The organism is Eudoraea algarum, from assembly GCF_050589645.1.
Taxonomy (GTDB): Bacteria; Bacteroidota; Bacteroidia; order Flavobacteriales; family Flavobacteriaceae; genus JBNGOQ01.
This window is the reverse complement of the sequence record NZ_JBNGOQ010000001.1, coordinates 1,258,663-1,271,782: the sequence shown is the minus strand read 5'-3', so window position 1 is coordinate 1,271,782 and position 13,120 is coordinate 1,258,663. Positions and strand designations below refer to the sequence as shown.

Genomic DNA, 13,120 nt, shown 5'->3' with positions numbered 1-13,120 from the left:
TGTTAGTCCTTAAAAAGAATTTTGATATTGGTGTAGGAGTTGGCCAGCGCCTTTTGTATTTTCTTGGGGCCCTTCCACTTCACCTTTTCGATGCCCTCACTCTTTTGACCTGTTAAGGGCCCATCATATGAAGTCTTCATGGCAAACCAATGCACTTCCTTTAGCTTGTATACACCGTTTCTTTTAAAGATATGGTACGTGGTCCTTAAAAAGTTCTCAATCTTTAGGCCCTTTACGCCGGTCTCCTCCTCTACCTCCCTCAAAGCGGCCTTTTCCAAGGTCTCGCCCTTGTCCAACTTGCCCTTGGGCAAATCCCACTTGTCATTTCTATAGATAAACAGCACCTTGCCCTTTTTATTGGTCACCACGCCCCCAGCCGCCACGACCAAGGGAATCTTTTTGGTGAATTTTTTTAGAATTTCCTCATTATTCGGGTGATAAATATAGGCCTCGGTAAGCTTCTTTTTTGCCAAGGCGTCTATGGCATCATTGATAGCTTCACCGTTTAATAAGAAATACTTGCCGTTCGCCGTTTCCGATACTTTATTTGTTAAAATGAGGGGGGCTTCATTAACAAAAACTTTATACATTTGCGTCATGGTTTTAGACAAAGACACCGCCAAAAAAACAGCAGAACTTCTACTACAAATTAATGCAATTAAGTTGAAACCTGAAAATCCGTTTACGTGGGCCTCTGGATGGAAATCACCTATCTACTGTGACAACCGGATTATTCTTTCCTATCCGATCATACGAAATTACATCCGGGAAGAAATGGCCAAACAGGTAGAAGCGCTTTATGGCAAACCAGATGTTATCGCCGGTGTGGCCACCGGGGCCATAGGTATTGGCATGCTTGTTGCCGAACAATTGGGCCTCCCCTTTGTCTATGTGAGGCCAGAACCTAAATCGCACGGAAGGCAAAACCAAATTGAAGGATATCTGGAGCCAGATCAGAACGTTGTGGTCATAGAGGATCTAATAAGTACGGGAAAAAGCAGTTTAAATGCTGTGGATGCCCTTAAAAATAGCGGGGCCAACATCAAGGGAATGGTAGCCATATTCACCTATGGCTTTGAAGTGGCCGCCCAGAACTTTGAACAGCAACAGATCGAACTACATACTTTGTGCGATTACGAAAGTTTAATACAACAGGCATCCGATACCCAGTATATACGGGAAGAACAACTAAAAACACTATTGGAGTGGAGAAGCAATCCCTCCGATTGGCAATCTTAATCATATGCATATAGAAACCCCTAAGAAAACCGTCGCCAAAAGCAGTAAGGAAGTCTATGAATTCCTTACCGATCTCAAAAATTTTGAACGCCTAATGCCGGAAACCATCAGTAAATTTGAAGTCCTGAATGACGACAGGTTTCTTTTTGCGCTGGCAGGAATGCCAGAAATTGTACTGGAACGCAAGGCGCAAAATCCGCATGACAAAATCGTACTTGGCGCGGCCAGTGACAAGTTACCTTTTACACTGACGGCGGATATCGTTTCCTTGTCTGAAAATGAAAGTGAGATACGTTTAAGTTTTGAAGGGGAATTCAATGCTATGATGGCTATGATGATCAAGGCTCCCATTACCAATTTCATTGGGACCTTATCCGAAAATCTTGGGAAACTCTAGTACAGGAGACGTATTTCCTTTAAATCGTACGCCTGTTTTATGTTATCCTCTAGGATGACCAGCAGTTTTCCATCATGTGAGACCCCATCTATGAAACCCATGAACATCTCATCGGCCTTGTTTTTGAAAGTAGAGGGTTTCCCTTTTCTAAACAGCAGATCTTCATAGGAAGCGTGCAGTGCCTCGGCCGGTTTGTTGCTCAATACAGAAAAATAATGGGCCAGGCTTTCCAATATGGATTGCAACAACTCTTCTAGCGACAGGGTCCGTCCCAATAAGCGTTTTAGCGAGGAGGCTTGGGGAAGTCCCTTGAATTCTACCTGATTTACGTTGATGCCAATACCGATGATCGCTGCCTCGATATTCCTGCCCGAGAGGATGTTTTCTATGAGGATACCACAAATCTTATGGTGACCTGACAGAATGTCGTTAGGCCATTTAATACGTAGATCCGGAATTTGAAGTTGTTTTAAGCTGCGGCAGATCGCCAAGGACACACAGATGTTCAGTAGAAACCTATCGGCGATCGAAAAGGTATCAAATTTTTTTAAAACACTACATGTGAGGTTTTTACCTGCCTGGGATGCCCACGCTGTACCCATTTGTCCGCGACCCTTTAGTTGCTTGTTTGCAATAACGGTGGTATAATCTTCAAGCGTTTCGGAGAGCATCAAATTCTTAAGATACAAATTTGTTGAATCCGTGGCATTAAGTTTGAGTATCTGCATAGGACGGCCGTTGTGCGGTAGTTCAATCTTATGTTAAAAACAATAGCTAAGAAAACAAAAAAATAATAACTTTGTATAAATTAAAACTTTTGAATGCAGAAAAGGAAAGCTAGTGCAGATGAGTTAATCGCCTTAATTTTACATGGAATAGAAGAAGTAAAGGGAAATGACATCAACTTATTAGATCTTAGAGAAATAGAAAATACCGTTTGTGACTACTTCATAATTTGTAATGGTACTTCCAACACGCATGTAAATGCAATCGTCAGTTCGATTCAAAAAACAGTTAGTAAATCAATCAAAGACAAACCCTGGCATATTGAAGGTTCGGAAAACGCTGAATGGGTGTTGCTGGATTATGTTAATGTAGTTGTGCATGTCTTTCAAAAACATGTTAGGGAATTCTACGATATAGAAGGCCTTTGGGGAGATGCCAAGGTCACCATGGTAGAAGGTAGTTTTAATCAGTAAAATATAATGGCAAAAGACAATAATAATACTAGTCCCAAAAAACCTAAGTTCAGCTCGTGGTGGATATATGGGTTAATCGCGGTACTGTTGATCGGAGTGCAGTTCTTTGGTAGCGATAGCTTCTCCAATACAAAAAAGACGACGACCTCCGAGCTCCAAGAGTATCTTAGAAACGGTGATATCGATAAAATATTGATTATCACCAACACCCGACAGGCCAAAGTCTTCCTGACCGATGAAGCGCTGCAAAAGGACGTGCACAAGGACGTTGCGGACAAACCTTTTGCTATTACGTCGGGCATGACACCCCAATACATACTGGATTACGGCGACCTCCAAAATTTCGAGAACGAAATAAAAAACCTGAAGAAAGAAAACAATTTAGATACCATTGTGGACTATGATACCGAGTCGGATATCATTGGAAATATGCTGCTCAGTATTTTACCTTTTGTCCTTATCATAGGAATCTGGATTTACCTCATGCGCCGTATGTCTGGCGGCGGTGGTGGCGGTGCTGGCGGACAGATATTCAATATCGGGAAGTCCAAGGCCAAACTTTTCGACGAAAAAACGGATACAAGAACTTCTTTTAAGGATGTGGCCGGTTTGGAAGGGGCCAAGGAAGAGGTAGAGGAAATCGTGGAATTCCTTAAACATCCGGACAAGTACACCTCCCTAGGGGGCAAAATACCCAAAGGCGCTTTATTGGTGGGCCCTCCTGGTACAGGGAAGACCCTCTTGGCCAAGGCGGTTGCCGGCGAGGCTAAAGTACCCTTCTTTTCTCTTTCGGGTTCCGATTTTGTAGAGATGTTCGTAGGCGTAGGTGCTTCCAGGGTTCGAGATTTGTTTAAACAGGCAAAGGATAAATCACCTGCAATCATCTTTATTGACGAAATTGATGCCATTGGTAGGGCCCGTGGAAAAAACAATTTCACCGGTTCCAATGATGAAAGGGAAAACACCTTGAACCAGTTGCTGACCGAAATGGACGGTTTTGGCACTAACACCAATGTCATTGTATTGGCGGCCACTAACCGGGCAGACGTATTGGACAAAGCTTTGATGCGGGCCGGTAGGTTTGATCGCCAGATTTATGTAGACCTACCCGATATTAGGGAGCGGAAGGAAATTTTTGAAGTGCACCTCAGACCCATAAAAACAGCGGAAACCCTAGATCTTGATTTTCTAGCGCGGCAGACCCCTGGTTTTTCCGGAGCGGATATTGCCAATGTCTGTAACGAAGCCGCATTGATCGCGGCCCGTAAGGAGAAAAAAGCGGTGACCAAACAAGATTTTCTCGATGCCGTGGATAGGATTGTTGGGGGACTCGAAAAAAAGAACAAGATCATTACGCCCGGGGAGAAAAAGACCATTGCCTTTCATGAAGCCGGCCATGCGACCGTAAGCTGGATGTTGGAACATGCCGCTCCCTTGGTCAAAGTAACCATTGTTCCCAGAGGGCAGTCCCTAGGGGCTGCCTGGTATTTACCGGAAGAACGCCTGATTGTACGACCAGAACAAATGAAGGATGAAATGTGTGCTACCCTAGGCGGTAGGGCCGCCGAAAAAGTCATCTTCGATAAAATCTCTACAGGTGCCCTTAGCGACCTGGAAAAGGTGACCAAACAGGCCAGGGCCATGGTTACCGTATATGGGCTCAACGATGAGATAGGAAACCTCACCTATTACGATTCATCCGGTCAGACCGATTATGGGTTCTCCAAGCCCTATAGTGAGGAAACGGCTCAAAAAATAGACACTGAAATCTCCAAGCTGATAGAGGAACAATACGCAAGGGCGGTAGCCCTGTTGGACAAACACAAGGACAAACTCACCGAGTTGGCAGAGCGCCTGTTGGAGAGGGAAGTCATCTTCAAGGATGATTTGGAGAAAATTTTTGGAAAAAGACCCTTTGAAAAAGATACTGCTAAAGACGATACCGAGGAAGTGGTGGATAAAAAACCCACGGAAATAGAGAAAGAAAATAAATAGGGCAGGTTTTACGTTATTCCTTATATATTAATTGAGAAGAATAGAAGTTTAGTACACAAGATCAATGGGGCTGTTCGGTAAGCTATTTGGGGGAGGCAGAAAAAAAGTTTCCAGGGAAACGGCGGAAACCAGGGGCGTGCATATGCCCGATCTAAATATCCCGGTAGACGAAAAATTCACGATCAACTTTAAAAAGAACGGGGGCAAGTTCCTGTACTGCGACTCTTATGGCGAAGTGAAGACCACCCTCCAAAATATTATTGAGGAGAATGGCTGGCAAGACAGTCCGTTCTTTTCGATGGATTCCAGACTGGAGGAGAAATTTTCAAAGGAGAACATTGCCTTTACCCATAAAAACAAAAACAGCGATATTTTCTTCACCACCTGTGAACACCTGGTAGCGCAAAATGGCTCCATTTTGGTTTGTTCCAATCAGCTTAAGGAACGTAAATTGGACGAGTTACCTTATAACCTGATCGTCTACGCCACCACCAGCCAATTGGTAGAATCTATCGGCGAAGGTTTAAAGGCCATTAAGAAAAAGTATCGGAACAGCATTCCAGCCAATATTACCACCATTAAACATTTTAAGGCGAAAGCCGAAAACAACAAAGATTTTCTCTCTTACGGAAGTAGTTCAAAAAATTTATATCTTTTACTTCTGGAAGACCTTTAAACATGAGAGAAATTCTAAGGCGCCTACTCACAGGGGCAGTATATGTTATTTTGCTCCTTTCCGCCGTTTTTTTAAGCTCGGATGCCTTTGACTTCCTGTTCATGGTCTTTGGATTGGCCTGTCTTTATGAGTACAAACGCATCATAGGCCTAGGGGGATATCACATCTTTATTGCCTATCTGGCTTTATGGTGGGGTTATATTTATCTGATTCATGATAAACTAATCATCAATATTTTGATGTTCCTTACCATAACGGTTAATTTTGCACTGTTGTTTTACCTGTTTTCAAAAAAGAAAAAAGTGTTTAGCCGTTTTCAAAAATTTGTTATTGGTCTCTTCTACATAGGAGGGGGCTGTATTTTTCTTACCATGATTCCCTATAAGGACAACGAGTTCGCCAAATTTCTGATCATGGGAATCTTTATCCTGATCTGGGTAAACGATTCTTTTGCCTATTTGGTAGGCAAGAGTATTGGACGAACAAAATTATATCCGGCCGTTTCACCAAAAAAAACATGGGAAGGAACCCTTGGCGGTTTTGTTTTCGCTATGGCTGCTGCTTATTTTATGGCGAAGTACGAGACAAACATATCCCTTGCGCAATGGATGATACTGGCCACCATCATTGTCATAACAGGCAGTTTGGGGGATTTGGTGGAATCCAAATTTAAAAGAGTGGCCAAGGTAAAGGACAGTGGAGCCATTCTTCCCGGCCATGGTGGAATGCTAGATCGTCTGGACAGTCTGGTATTCGCCGCTCCCTTCGCATATTTAACTTTAACGATATTTTCCTATGTTTCATAGAGAAGGCCAACGCATCATCATTATTACCTTTTTTGTGGCCAGTGCCGCCGTACTTTTGGCACACTATTACGTGAGCCTACCCTGGGCGCGCTTGAGCATACAAATTGCATCGATCCTAATCCTTATGTTGATTCTCCAATTTTTTAGAAACCCAAAACGCACGGTCTCTAAAAATTTTGACGAGGTCTTGGCTCCGGTAGATGGCAAAGTAGTGGTCATTGAGGAGGTAATGGAAAATGAATACTTTAAGGACAAACGTATCCAAGTTTCTATCTTTATGTCGCCGATCGATGTACACGTTACCCGATATGCGGCCAGCGGCTCCATAAAATATTCCAAATACCATCCTGGAAAGTATTTGGTGGCCTGGCACCCAAAATCCAGCGAGGAGAACGAACGGACCACCGTTGTAATCAACACCCCAAAATTCGGTGATATTCTTTATAGACAAATAGCCGGCGCCATGGCCCGGCGTATCGTAAACTATGCCGAGGTAGGTGATAGTGTACAGCAAGGCGAGGATGCAGGCTTCATTAAATTTGGCTCCAGGGTAGATTTGTTCTTACCTTTAGACTGTCTTGTTACCGTGAAACTGAACCAAAAAGCGGTGGGCGCCAAAACTTGCATCGCCACTATAGTGGAAAAGAATGAAGAATGAGAAGTTACTTAAGGATTTTGAGGAGGCGGTGGAATTTGTAAACAATTACCAAAAACCCTTTCCTGCCGATGTCCTCCTAAAACTTTATGCCTACTACAAAATTGCCAATAAAAACTTCGGAAATCCTGGGAGCAAAACCCCCTTGATCAATGCCTTTAAAGCCAATGCCCTTATCCAGGCACAGAACATCAGTCGGGAGGAAGCCATGAAAAGTTACATCCTCTTGGTCAAGAAAGAGGTCAAAAACAACAAGTAATCCCGTCAATGGTATAAGTCCTCCAGATCTGCGTTGCAGAGTTCCACGAAAAAATTTCCCATTTTTTCTGTTACCGCTTTAAAAAACCGTTCCCCTTTTTCAACAGTAGCCGCCCTAGGGTCGCCTACCCCGGTATCGGCACTGATCTGTGACCATTTGCGTTCGGCCCATACCCAACCTTCGGAAAAGGCCTTTATTCTATGTTTTTTGGACGATCCACTGCCCCATTGATCCTTGGGCAACACCAAATCTGGTCTTAGATAGAGCATTAGACTGGTCTCCATTTCATCGGCATGGTCCCCATCTTCTTCAAAATAGGCTTTTTTGTCCACTACTTGGGGCCATTGTGAAAAACTGATGAAGAGGTCTGGGTATTTCAGCCCCAGTTCCCGCACCAACGGCTTAAAATTATTCCCGCCATGGCTGTTAAAAATGAGCAGTTTATGTATCCCCTGTCTATTTAATACCTCTGCAACATCGCTCAAAATGGCCAGTTGGGTGGTCGGATTCAGGTTCATGTCCAGATAAATATCGGGCTGTCCGGTGTTTACACCAAAAGGAATGGTGGGTAATATAATGACCTTGGCCCCTTTTTCCCAAGCCACCTTGGCAGCGGCTGCAGCCAACGCATCGGCCTCAATAATATCCGTGGCGTAGGGCAAATGGTAGTTGTGCGCCTCGGTAGCGGCCCATGGCAATACGGCCAGGTCAAATGTGGTGTCCTTTACGGCCTTCCAATTGGTTTCTGCAAGTATATAGGGTCTCATAGGTTTGTGCTGTTTTGAATCCACTGCTTATGCGGGTATCTCGATATTTGTGGTCTCCTGTTCCGAAAAGGTAAAATAAATGCCTCCCAAAATCGTGACAAGAAAGTAAGTGGCCATCCCAAAGCGCCCAAAGGGCAGGTACGCTTCCAGTCCAAACCAATCGCCTGTCATCGCGATGAAACCAAGACCGGCTAAGCCTCGGAATATTTCTATCCATACCGCATGACCTTCTCGGTCCATGAGCGAAGTATACCCGTAGATGCCTACAAAGATAAAGGCCCCGAACAATAGCAATCCGCTAAATCCAATAGTTCCATAATTGTAAAACATGAACAAGATCATGGCCAGGGTCGCCAGCATTTGGAAAATGGCGTATCCTTTTAATTTGGCGGTAGAATTGGTATCATAACGTTCAAAGTGGTAGACGTCCTCTATGGTGCTTACGGGAAACTTTTCTTTTACGTCGGCCGGCCTCCAGCCCGTGGGCATAAACCAAATTCGCACTTTGTCCCAATAACTTTGGGTGCGCCAGGCATCCTTGATCAAACGCCAAAGGTGCTGAAAATTGATCCGTACCGGATTCCAGGTAGCCGCAGGCTTTAGCACCCCATATTGTGGTGGTACTGTTTCCAATTCTTCTTGAAAGGTACCAAACCAACGGTCCCAAACACAAAGGATCTGTCCCAGATTCTTGTCTATATATTCCGGATTGATCGCATGGTGAACCCGATGTTGTGATGGGGTTACGATAATGTATTCCAGCCAGCCCATTTTTCCAATATGCTGGGTATGGTACCAGAACTGTGCGAACAAATGGATGGGGGCCAAAATAGCGATAACCTGGGCCGGAACCCCTAATAGGGCCGCAGGAAGCAACATTAAGGGAAAGTACCCTATAAGATTGGAAATGGACTGCCTCAGTGCACAGGCAAGGTTAAATTCCTCACTGCTATGGTGGATGACATGTTGGTTCCAAAAAAAATTGATATGATGGCTTAGTCTATGGTTCCAATATCCCGCAAAATCTATGGCGATAAAGGCAACCAGCCAAACCAACCAGGTGGCCTTGATCTGGGTCACCGCCAAATGCTCCAGTAAAAAAGGATATGAAACCAGGATCAATCCCAGCCCAAGGGAATCCTTCACGATATTGGTAAGGCCAGAACTGATACTGCTTATGGTATCCATCACCTTATGTTTCTGGTTTTTCTTGAAATGCCCATAGATAATTTCAATGACCAAAAGCAGAATAAAAAATGGAATGGCGTACAGCAATGCGGTGGCGTAGGTCTCCATAGGGTCTGTTATTTTTTGGGTTTCTTTACACCGGCCAAAATTTTGACGGCCAAAGTGTTCTCCTTGGGAGGAATAGGACAGGAATATTCCTTGGCGTAGGCGCAATATGGATTGTATGCCTTATTAAAATCGATGAGGATCGTATCTCCTTCCGGAATCTCAAGATCCAGGAATCGGCCTCCAGCATAGGTCTCCTCGCCATTGGTGGCATCGTTAAAGGGAAGAAAAAGATAGTCCTTGTATTCCGCTGTCTCCCTCAAATTATGACTTTGGTAAATATTAAGGACCATCACCTCACCATGGATCTCAAAAGTTGCCTCACCGTATTTTTCATAGGTAGGTGTCCTACTGGTGGTCGTCTGCATTTGAAAGGGCAGCGCGTTCAAGGTCCGCACAAAATTTGCCCTTACCCTGTAGGTGGAATCGATGGCAAAAAAAGCGTGTCCCTTGAAGTCCTTGGCTCGTTGTTTTAAAGGCGACTTCTCAGGATTCCTATAATCCTCCTCAAGTTCTTTCTGGAATTCCTCGGCAGATTGAATGGTGTCCTGTCCGCTAAGGGAAAGGTTAAAAAAGATTACGGCCAGGAGTATCGGATATACGTTGTACATACAATGGTGATTGTGGCATTCTTATCAATTCCAAATATAGGAAAAATGGAACAACCCCTTTATGGGAAGGTATGCACCTACGCAAGCTTTTGGCAACAAGGCCGTTAAACTTTATCGGCTTTTAGGGATATCTCGAAAAGACAGGCAGGGGCCTTGTGATAATGTTCCGGGAGACCCCTGGTATCCTTTAACTCAAATAGCCCTAAAAAGGTAAAACCGGCATTGGTATAGTGGGCGATCAAAGCTTTGTTGTTGCCCAGGGTGTCCAATCTTACGAAATCCTTTTGATTTTCTTTGGCATACACTTTTGACCATTCTACAATAGTGCGTACAAAATTTCTCCCCCTAAAACTGGGGTTGGTCGCAATGCGATGTATGTAAACGGCGCTATCGCTATTTTTTTCCTCCCATATTTGTTCGTCGTTAAAGGTGGTGGCCCAAACGCAGGCTACCTGATCATCTATGAGGAGTTTCCACTGACGGTTTTCGGCGATTTCCGTCGTTACCAATTCCCGATCAAACTGTGGCCATACCACAACACCGCGTTTTGACCTTTGATATTCCGATGCCAATCCGTAAAGTCGGAAAATCTCTTCTATATCCCCTGCACTACAATTTTCGATATGCACGCCCTAGTTTTTTTTACCGTATACGGACAAAGATCGAAATGATTTGGGACTAAAACAATCCGATACTTGCTATTGCCACATCTTTCCTCTTGGACCCGATGGGGCCAAACTAGAAAAGCCGGAAGAAAACTCCCGGCTTTTGCCTATTCAACCTACACCTATCCGTGGGGGGATAGGGCAAACACACACTACTGAGGCTGAATATCTATGCGAACAAGGTTATAGCCACCACGGGGATCTTCAAAATAGACCACTCCGGGAGGGTTGTCGTATATGCCTTTTCCAAATTGCACATCTTCCAAGTCGCTTACTCTTCTTATGCTAGTATTGACATCTGGGGCTCCCTGATCGGTCCCAGCTTGCCTAGGGGCCTGATCTGCCCCAAAGCCAACGGCTTGGTCCACTTCCGTACCCGCATCAAAAAGATAGGATTCATCGCTCTCCGATGTTCCGGAGAATGGAACCCCGCTTTCATCGAACAAAGCCACCCCATTGTTGTTATAACTGATAAACCAGTCATTGGTCTGTACAAGCATGGTCCCGATCCCTAGTTTATAATTTTGGTTCTGCGGCACCTCAATGGAAAACGTCAAGTTTTCCCCTGGGCCTATATTCACTTCCTCCGTACTGGCCGCTACAGGCAATCCCAGTGCGTTGAAAAAGGCCACTGCCGGTGCGTTATTCCCATCTTCCGCCAATTGCTCCAGTCCACTTTCGGGGTTTACGCTTGCGCCCTGTACAAAGAAGGGGTCGCTATTGGTATTAAACGCATAAACAAGCCCTGGTGAAAACACGCTCAACGAAGAGGACAAACGCAAGGGAGATCCATTGGAACCGGTTTCCGTAAACCAGTTGTACAGGGCTCCCGGCATACCATCCTCGGCAATGCCTTCCAGTCCTACACCTCTATCTTCCTGACCTAAAGTAAACAAGGGCTCGGGCAAAGCATGCAACACGGCGATACCTGGCGTAATCACGAATCCGTTGGTCTGACTAGGTGGCAGAGCAGGGTCTGGCGTGTTGATAGCTGTAATGGTAAAGGTAAAGGTACCTGCCGAATTCCCATCTCCATTGGTATAATCCAATACCGCAGTCATATAAATTTCCCCTGTACCTCTTCCGGGCACCAAACGTACCAAGGGATTGGCATCGGCCGGACCTACATTGGCCCCTGCCGGTGGAAAGGTCGCGGGGTCATTATCGGCCTCGGTACCCAAGTCGTAAAGCGAAAGCTTACTTGCTATGTCCACACCGTTCAGCGCCTGTCCATTAGGAAACAAATCTATACCCTCAAGATCTGTTGGGGCAAGGAACCAGTCGTTGCTATTGCCCATCATGGTTACCGGTGTAAATTTCGTTCCAGGAACGGCCTTGAACGATATTTGGTATTGGGCACCATTGGTAGTGAGGGGCCCAGGACCACCTGCTCCTACAGGTGTCGTAAACGTATGTACATTGAGGTAATTGATTACATTGCTAATGGTGACATTGAATGTAGTGGATTGCACGGCTGTGTCGTTGGCAAGACCCAGGGAAGGATTCACTTCTTCCGCCCAATCGGAGGCAGCATCCCCGTCCCCATCATATTCAATACTATAGCTGTCCAAAGCCACGGTAGGCACAAATTCCCCTGCTGTCCAAATTCCTGCGGCTACGGCAACATCTTCACGAGGGCTTCCCCCAGCACCCCACTGCACAAAATCTACAATGGCATCGGCGTTACCAAATTGGTTCTCCGAGTACAGTCCTAAACCTCCTTGATCGTCGGGCATGGTATAAGGAAGTACCAAAAATTCACCTGCAGCCAGTTCAATATTGCCACTTTCTGGCGTTAAATTGCCTATTTGCACATAGGTGCCTGGACCCAAACAGAGCCAATAAGAACTTAGATCGGCACTTACGTTGCCGTTATTGTAGATTTCCACAAGGTCCCGAGATCCGTACTGCACCTCGTTAATTACAAGGGACCGCATTTCCGCGGGCACGGTCAGCACGTTTTCGGCACCAAAGGTAAGGCTTGTAGTTTCGCCCCAGTTGGCAGCTCCAGTACCTTCCCCATCGAACACCAGACTGTTGTCTGCGCTGCCCATAACGGGCACAAATTCTCCTTGTGCCCAGATACCGGCACTTACGGCCACGCTTTCCCGCGGGCTTCCGGCAGCACCCCACTGCACAAAATCGGCTAGGGTTGCAGGGTCGTCAAATGCGGAATTGTCCACATACAGTCCCAAACCGCCTTCGGCATTGGGCATTTCGTAGGAAACTACCAAAAATGCACCAGGTTCCAACTGCAAATTGCCCTCTACGTTCAAGGCTCCTATCTGCCTGTAGGTCCCTGGGCCTAAACAGAGGAAATATCCCTCCAGGTCTACGGCAACATCGCCGTTGTTAAAGATCTCCACACGATCTCCGAGGTATTCCACCTCATTAAGCACTACGGAAGCCTGCCCTTCAACAGGTTCCTCTCCCCCTGGTGGCTCTGCTACCAAGTCGTCATCGTCCGAACAGGATGCAACCAGAGCGGCCAATAGTAAGATTTTAAATAGATTCTTTTTCATAACACTTTTTTTAGATTAGAATAATTTTTGCCAAAA

The 13,120-nt window shown here is 45.4% G+C and carries 15 protein-coding genes; 8 read left to right on the top strand and 7 right to left on the bottom strand.

From position 1 onward, the window contains the following. Window positions 1-2 precede the first annotated feature (2 nt). Window positions 3-590 carry an NUDIX hydrolase gene (locus tag ACRD67_RS05925; protein WP_430966119.1) on the bottom strand — a complete coding sequence of 196 codons (588 nt, stop codon included), beginning with the start codon at window positions 588-590 and terminating at the stop codon, window positions 3-5. Window positions 591-597: 7 nt separating this feature from the next. On the opposite strand from ACRD67_RS05925, the gene pyrE reads away from it, so the two are divergent. Together pyrE and ACRD67_RS05915 are read left to right on the top strand one after the other, a co-directional pair. Continuing rightward, on the top strand, window positions 598-1,239 hold the full coding sequence (gene pyrE / locus ACRD67_RS05920; RefSeq protein WP_430966118.1) for an orotate phosphoribosyltransferase: 642 nt from the start codon (window positions 598-600) through the stop codon (window positions 1,237-1,239). Window positions 1,240-1,243: 4 nt separating this feature from the next. After that, the gene (locus tag ACRD67_RS05915; protein WP_430966117.1) at window positions 1,244-1,636 is read left to right on the top strand and encodes an SRPBCC family protein; all 393 of its coding nucleotides are present in this window, start codon (window positions 1,244-1,246) and stop codon (window positions 1,634-1,636) included. Here ACRD67_RS05915 and ACRD67_RS05910 read toward each other — a convergent pair. Further along, window positions 1,633-2,364 (bottom strand): biotin--[acetyl-CoA-carboxylase] ligase, encoded by a 732-nt coding sequence (locus ACRD67_RS05910; RefSeq protein WP_430966116.1) that lies wholly within the window; start codon window positions 2,362-2,364, stop codon window positions 1,633-1,635. The two genes, ACRD67_RS05915 and ACRD67_RS05910, sit on opposite strands and share 4 nt — an antisense overlap. A 93-nt stretch (window positions 2,365-2,457) precedes the next feature. On the opposite strand from ACRD67_RS05910, the gene rsfS reads away from it, so the two are divergent. The 6 genes from rsfS to ACRD67_RS05880 all read left to right on the top strand — a co-directional run bounded on the left by rsfS (window position 2,458) and on the right by ACRD67_RS05880 (window position 7,226). Continuing rightward, complete coding sequence (gene rsfS / locus ACRD67_RS05905) at window positions 2,458-2,835, top strand: ribosome silencing factor (RefSeq protein ID WP_430966115.1); 378 nt, start codon at window positions 2,458-2,460, stop codon at window positions 2,833-2,835. A 6-nt stretch (window positions 2,836-2,841) separates the two neighbouring features. Continuing rightward, window positions 2,842-4,830 carry an ATP-dependent zinc metalloprotease FtsH gene (gene ftsH / locus ACRD67_RS05900; protein WP_430966114.1) on the top strand — a complete coding sequence of 663 codons (1,989 nt, stop codon included), beginning with the start codon at window positions 2,842-2,844 and terminating at the stop codon, window positions 4,828-4,830. A 64-nt stretch (window positions 4,831-4,894) separates the two neighbouring features. Beyond that, window positions 4,895-5,506, top strand: coding sequence for an LUD domain-containing protein (locus ACRD67_RS05895; protein ID WP_430966113.1), 612 nt, complete (start codon window positions 4,895-4,897; stop codon window positions 5,504-5,506). A gap of 2 nt (window positions 5,507-5,508) precedes the next feature. Then, complete coding sequence (locus ACRD67_RS05890) at window positions 5,509-6,312, top strand: phosphatidate cytidylyltransferase (protein WP_430966112.1); 804 nt, start codon at window positions 5,509-5,511, stop codon at window positions 6,310-6,312. Continuing rightward, window positions 6,302-6,970, top strand: a complete 669-nt coding sequence (locus ACRD67_RS05885) for a phosphatidylserine decarboxylase family protein (protein ID WP_430966111.1) — start codon at window positions 6,302-6,304, stop codon at window positions 6,968-6,970. The genes ACRD67_RS05890 and ACRD67_RS05885 overlap by 11 nt, the downstream gene beginning before the upstream one ends. Continuing rightward, window positions 6,960-7,226 carry an acyl-CoA-binding protein gene (locus ACRD67_RS05880; protein ID WP_430966110.1) on the top strand — a complete coding sequence of 89 codons (267 nt, stop codon included), beginning with the start codon at window positions 6,960-6,962 and terminating at the stop codon, window positions 7,224-7,226. Before ACRD67_RS05885 ends, ACRD67_RS05880 begins: the two co-directional genes overlap by 11 nt. Before the next feature lie 5 nt (window positions 7,227-7,231). On the opposite strand, the gene ACRD67_RS05875 is transcribed toward ACRD67_RS05880, so the two are convergent. From ACRD67_RS05875 to ACRD67_RS05855, 5 genes are all read right to left on the bottom strand, one after another. Further along, window positions 7,232-7,993 carry a creatininase family protein gene (locus tag ACRD67_RS05875; RefSeq protein ID WP_430966109.1) on the bottom strand — a complete coding sequence of 254 codons (762 nt, stop codon included), beginning with the start codon at window positions 7,991-7,993 and terminating at the stop codon, window positions 7,232-7,234. A gap of 27 nt (window positions 7,994-8,020) precedes the next feature. After that, window positions 8,021-9,289 carry a sterol desaturase family protein gene (locus tag ACRD67_RS05870; RefSeq protein WP_430966108.1) on the bottom strand — a complete coding sequence of 423 codons (1,269 nt, stop codon included), beginning with the start codon at window positions 9,287-9,289 and terminating at the stop codon, window positions 8,021-8,023. 8 nt (window positions 9,290-9,297) lie between these two features. Continuing rightward, window positions 9,298-9,897: a DUF1684 domain-containing protein gene (locus ACRD67_RS05865; RefSeq protein ID WP_430966107.1), complete on the bottom strand. Its 600-nt coding sequence runs from the start codon at window positions 9,895-9,897 to the stop codon at window positions 9,298-9,300. Between the two features lie 104 nt (window positions 9,898-10,001). After that, window positions 10,002-10,526, bottom strand: coding sequence for a GNAT family N-acetyltransferase (locus ACRD67_RS05860; protein ID WP_430966106.1), 525 nt, complete (start codon window positions 10,524-10,526; stop codon window positions 10,002-10,004). A gap of 188 nt (window positions 10,527-10,714) precedes the next feature. Next, entirely contained in the window at window positions 10,715-13,084 is a 2,370-nt protein-coding gene (locus ACRD67_RS05855) for a spondin domain-containing protein (protein WP_430966105.1), read from the bottom strand. Window positions 13,085-13,120: the final 36 nt, after the last annotated feature.

What these genes read in the sequence shown, in the direction of transcription:
- ACRD67_RS05885 (WP_430966111.1), top strand. Translation starts at nt 6,302, where the DNA reads ATGTTTCATAGAGAAGGCCAACGCATCATCATTATTACCTTTTTTGTG.
- ACRD67_RS05890 (WP_430966112.1), top strand. Translation starts at nt 5,509, where the DNA reads ATGAGAGAAATTCTAAGGCGCCTACTCACAGGGGCAGTATATGTTATT.
- ACRD67_RS05925 (WP_430966119.1), bottom strand. Translation starts at nt 590, where the DNA reads ATGTATAAAGTTTTTGTTAATGAAGCCCCCCTCATTTTAACAAATAAA.
- ACRD67_RS05855 (WP_430966105.1), bottom strand. Translation starts at nt 13,084, where the DNA reads ATGAAAAAGAATCTATTTAAAATCTTACTATTGGCCGCTCTGGTTGCA.
- ACRD67_RS05870 (WP_430966108.1), bottom strand. Translation starts at nt 9,289, where the DNA reads ATGGAGACCTACGCCACCGCATTGCTGTACGCCATTCCATTTTTTATT.
- ACRD67_RS05910 (WP_430966116.1), bottom strand. Translation starts at nt 2,364, where the DNA reads ATGCAGATACTCAAACTTAATGCCACGGATTCAACAAATTTGTATCTT.
- ACRD67_RS05880 (WP_430966110.1), top strand. Translation starts at nt 6,960, where the DNA reads ATGAAGAATGAGAAGTTACTTAAGGATTTTGAGGAGGCGGTGGAATTT.
- ACRD67_RS05865 (WP_430966107.1), bottom strand. Translation starts at nt 9,897, where the DNA reads ATGTACAACGTATATCCGATACTCCTGGCCGTAATCTTTTTTAACCTT.
- ACRD67_RS05915 (WP_430966117.1), top strand. Translation starts at nt 1,244, where the DNA reads ATGCATATAGAAACCCCTAAGAAAACCGTCGCCAAAAGCAGTAAGGAA.
- ACRD67_RS05895 (WP_430966113.1), top strand. Translation starts at nt 4,895, where the DNA reads ATGGGGCTGTTCGGTAAGCTATTTGGGGGAGGCAGAAAAAAAGTTTCC.
- pyrE (WP_430966118.1), top strand. Translation starts at nt 598, where the DNA reads ATGGTTTTAGACAAAGACACCGCCAAAAAAACAGCAGAACTTCTACTA.
- ACRD67_RS05875 (WP_430966109.1), bottom strand. Translation starts at nt 7,993, where the DNA reads ATGAGACCCTATATACTTGCAGAAACCAATTGGAAGGCCGTAAAGGAC.
- rsfS (WP_430966115.1), top strand. Translation starts at nt 2,458, where the DNA reads ATGCAGAAAAGGAAAGCTAGTGCAGATGAGTTAATCGCCTTAATTTTA.
- ftsH (WP_430966114.1), top strand. Translation starts at nt 2,842, where the DNA reads ATGGCAAAAGACAATAATAATACTAGTCCCAAAAAACCTAAGTTCAGC.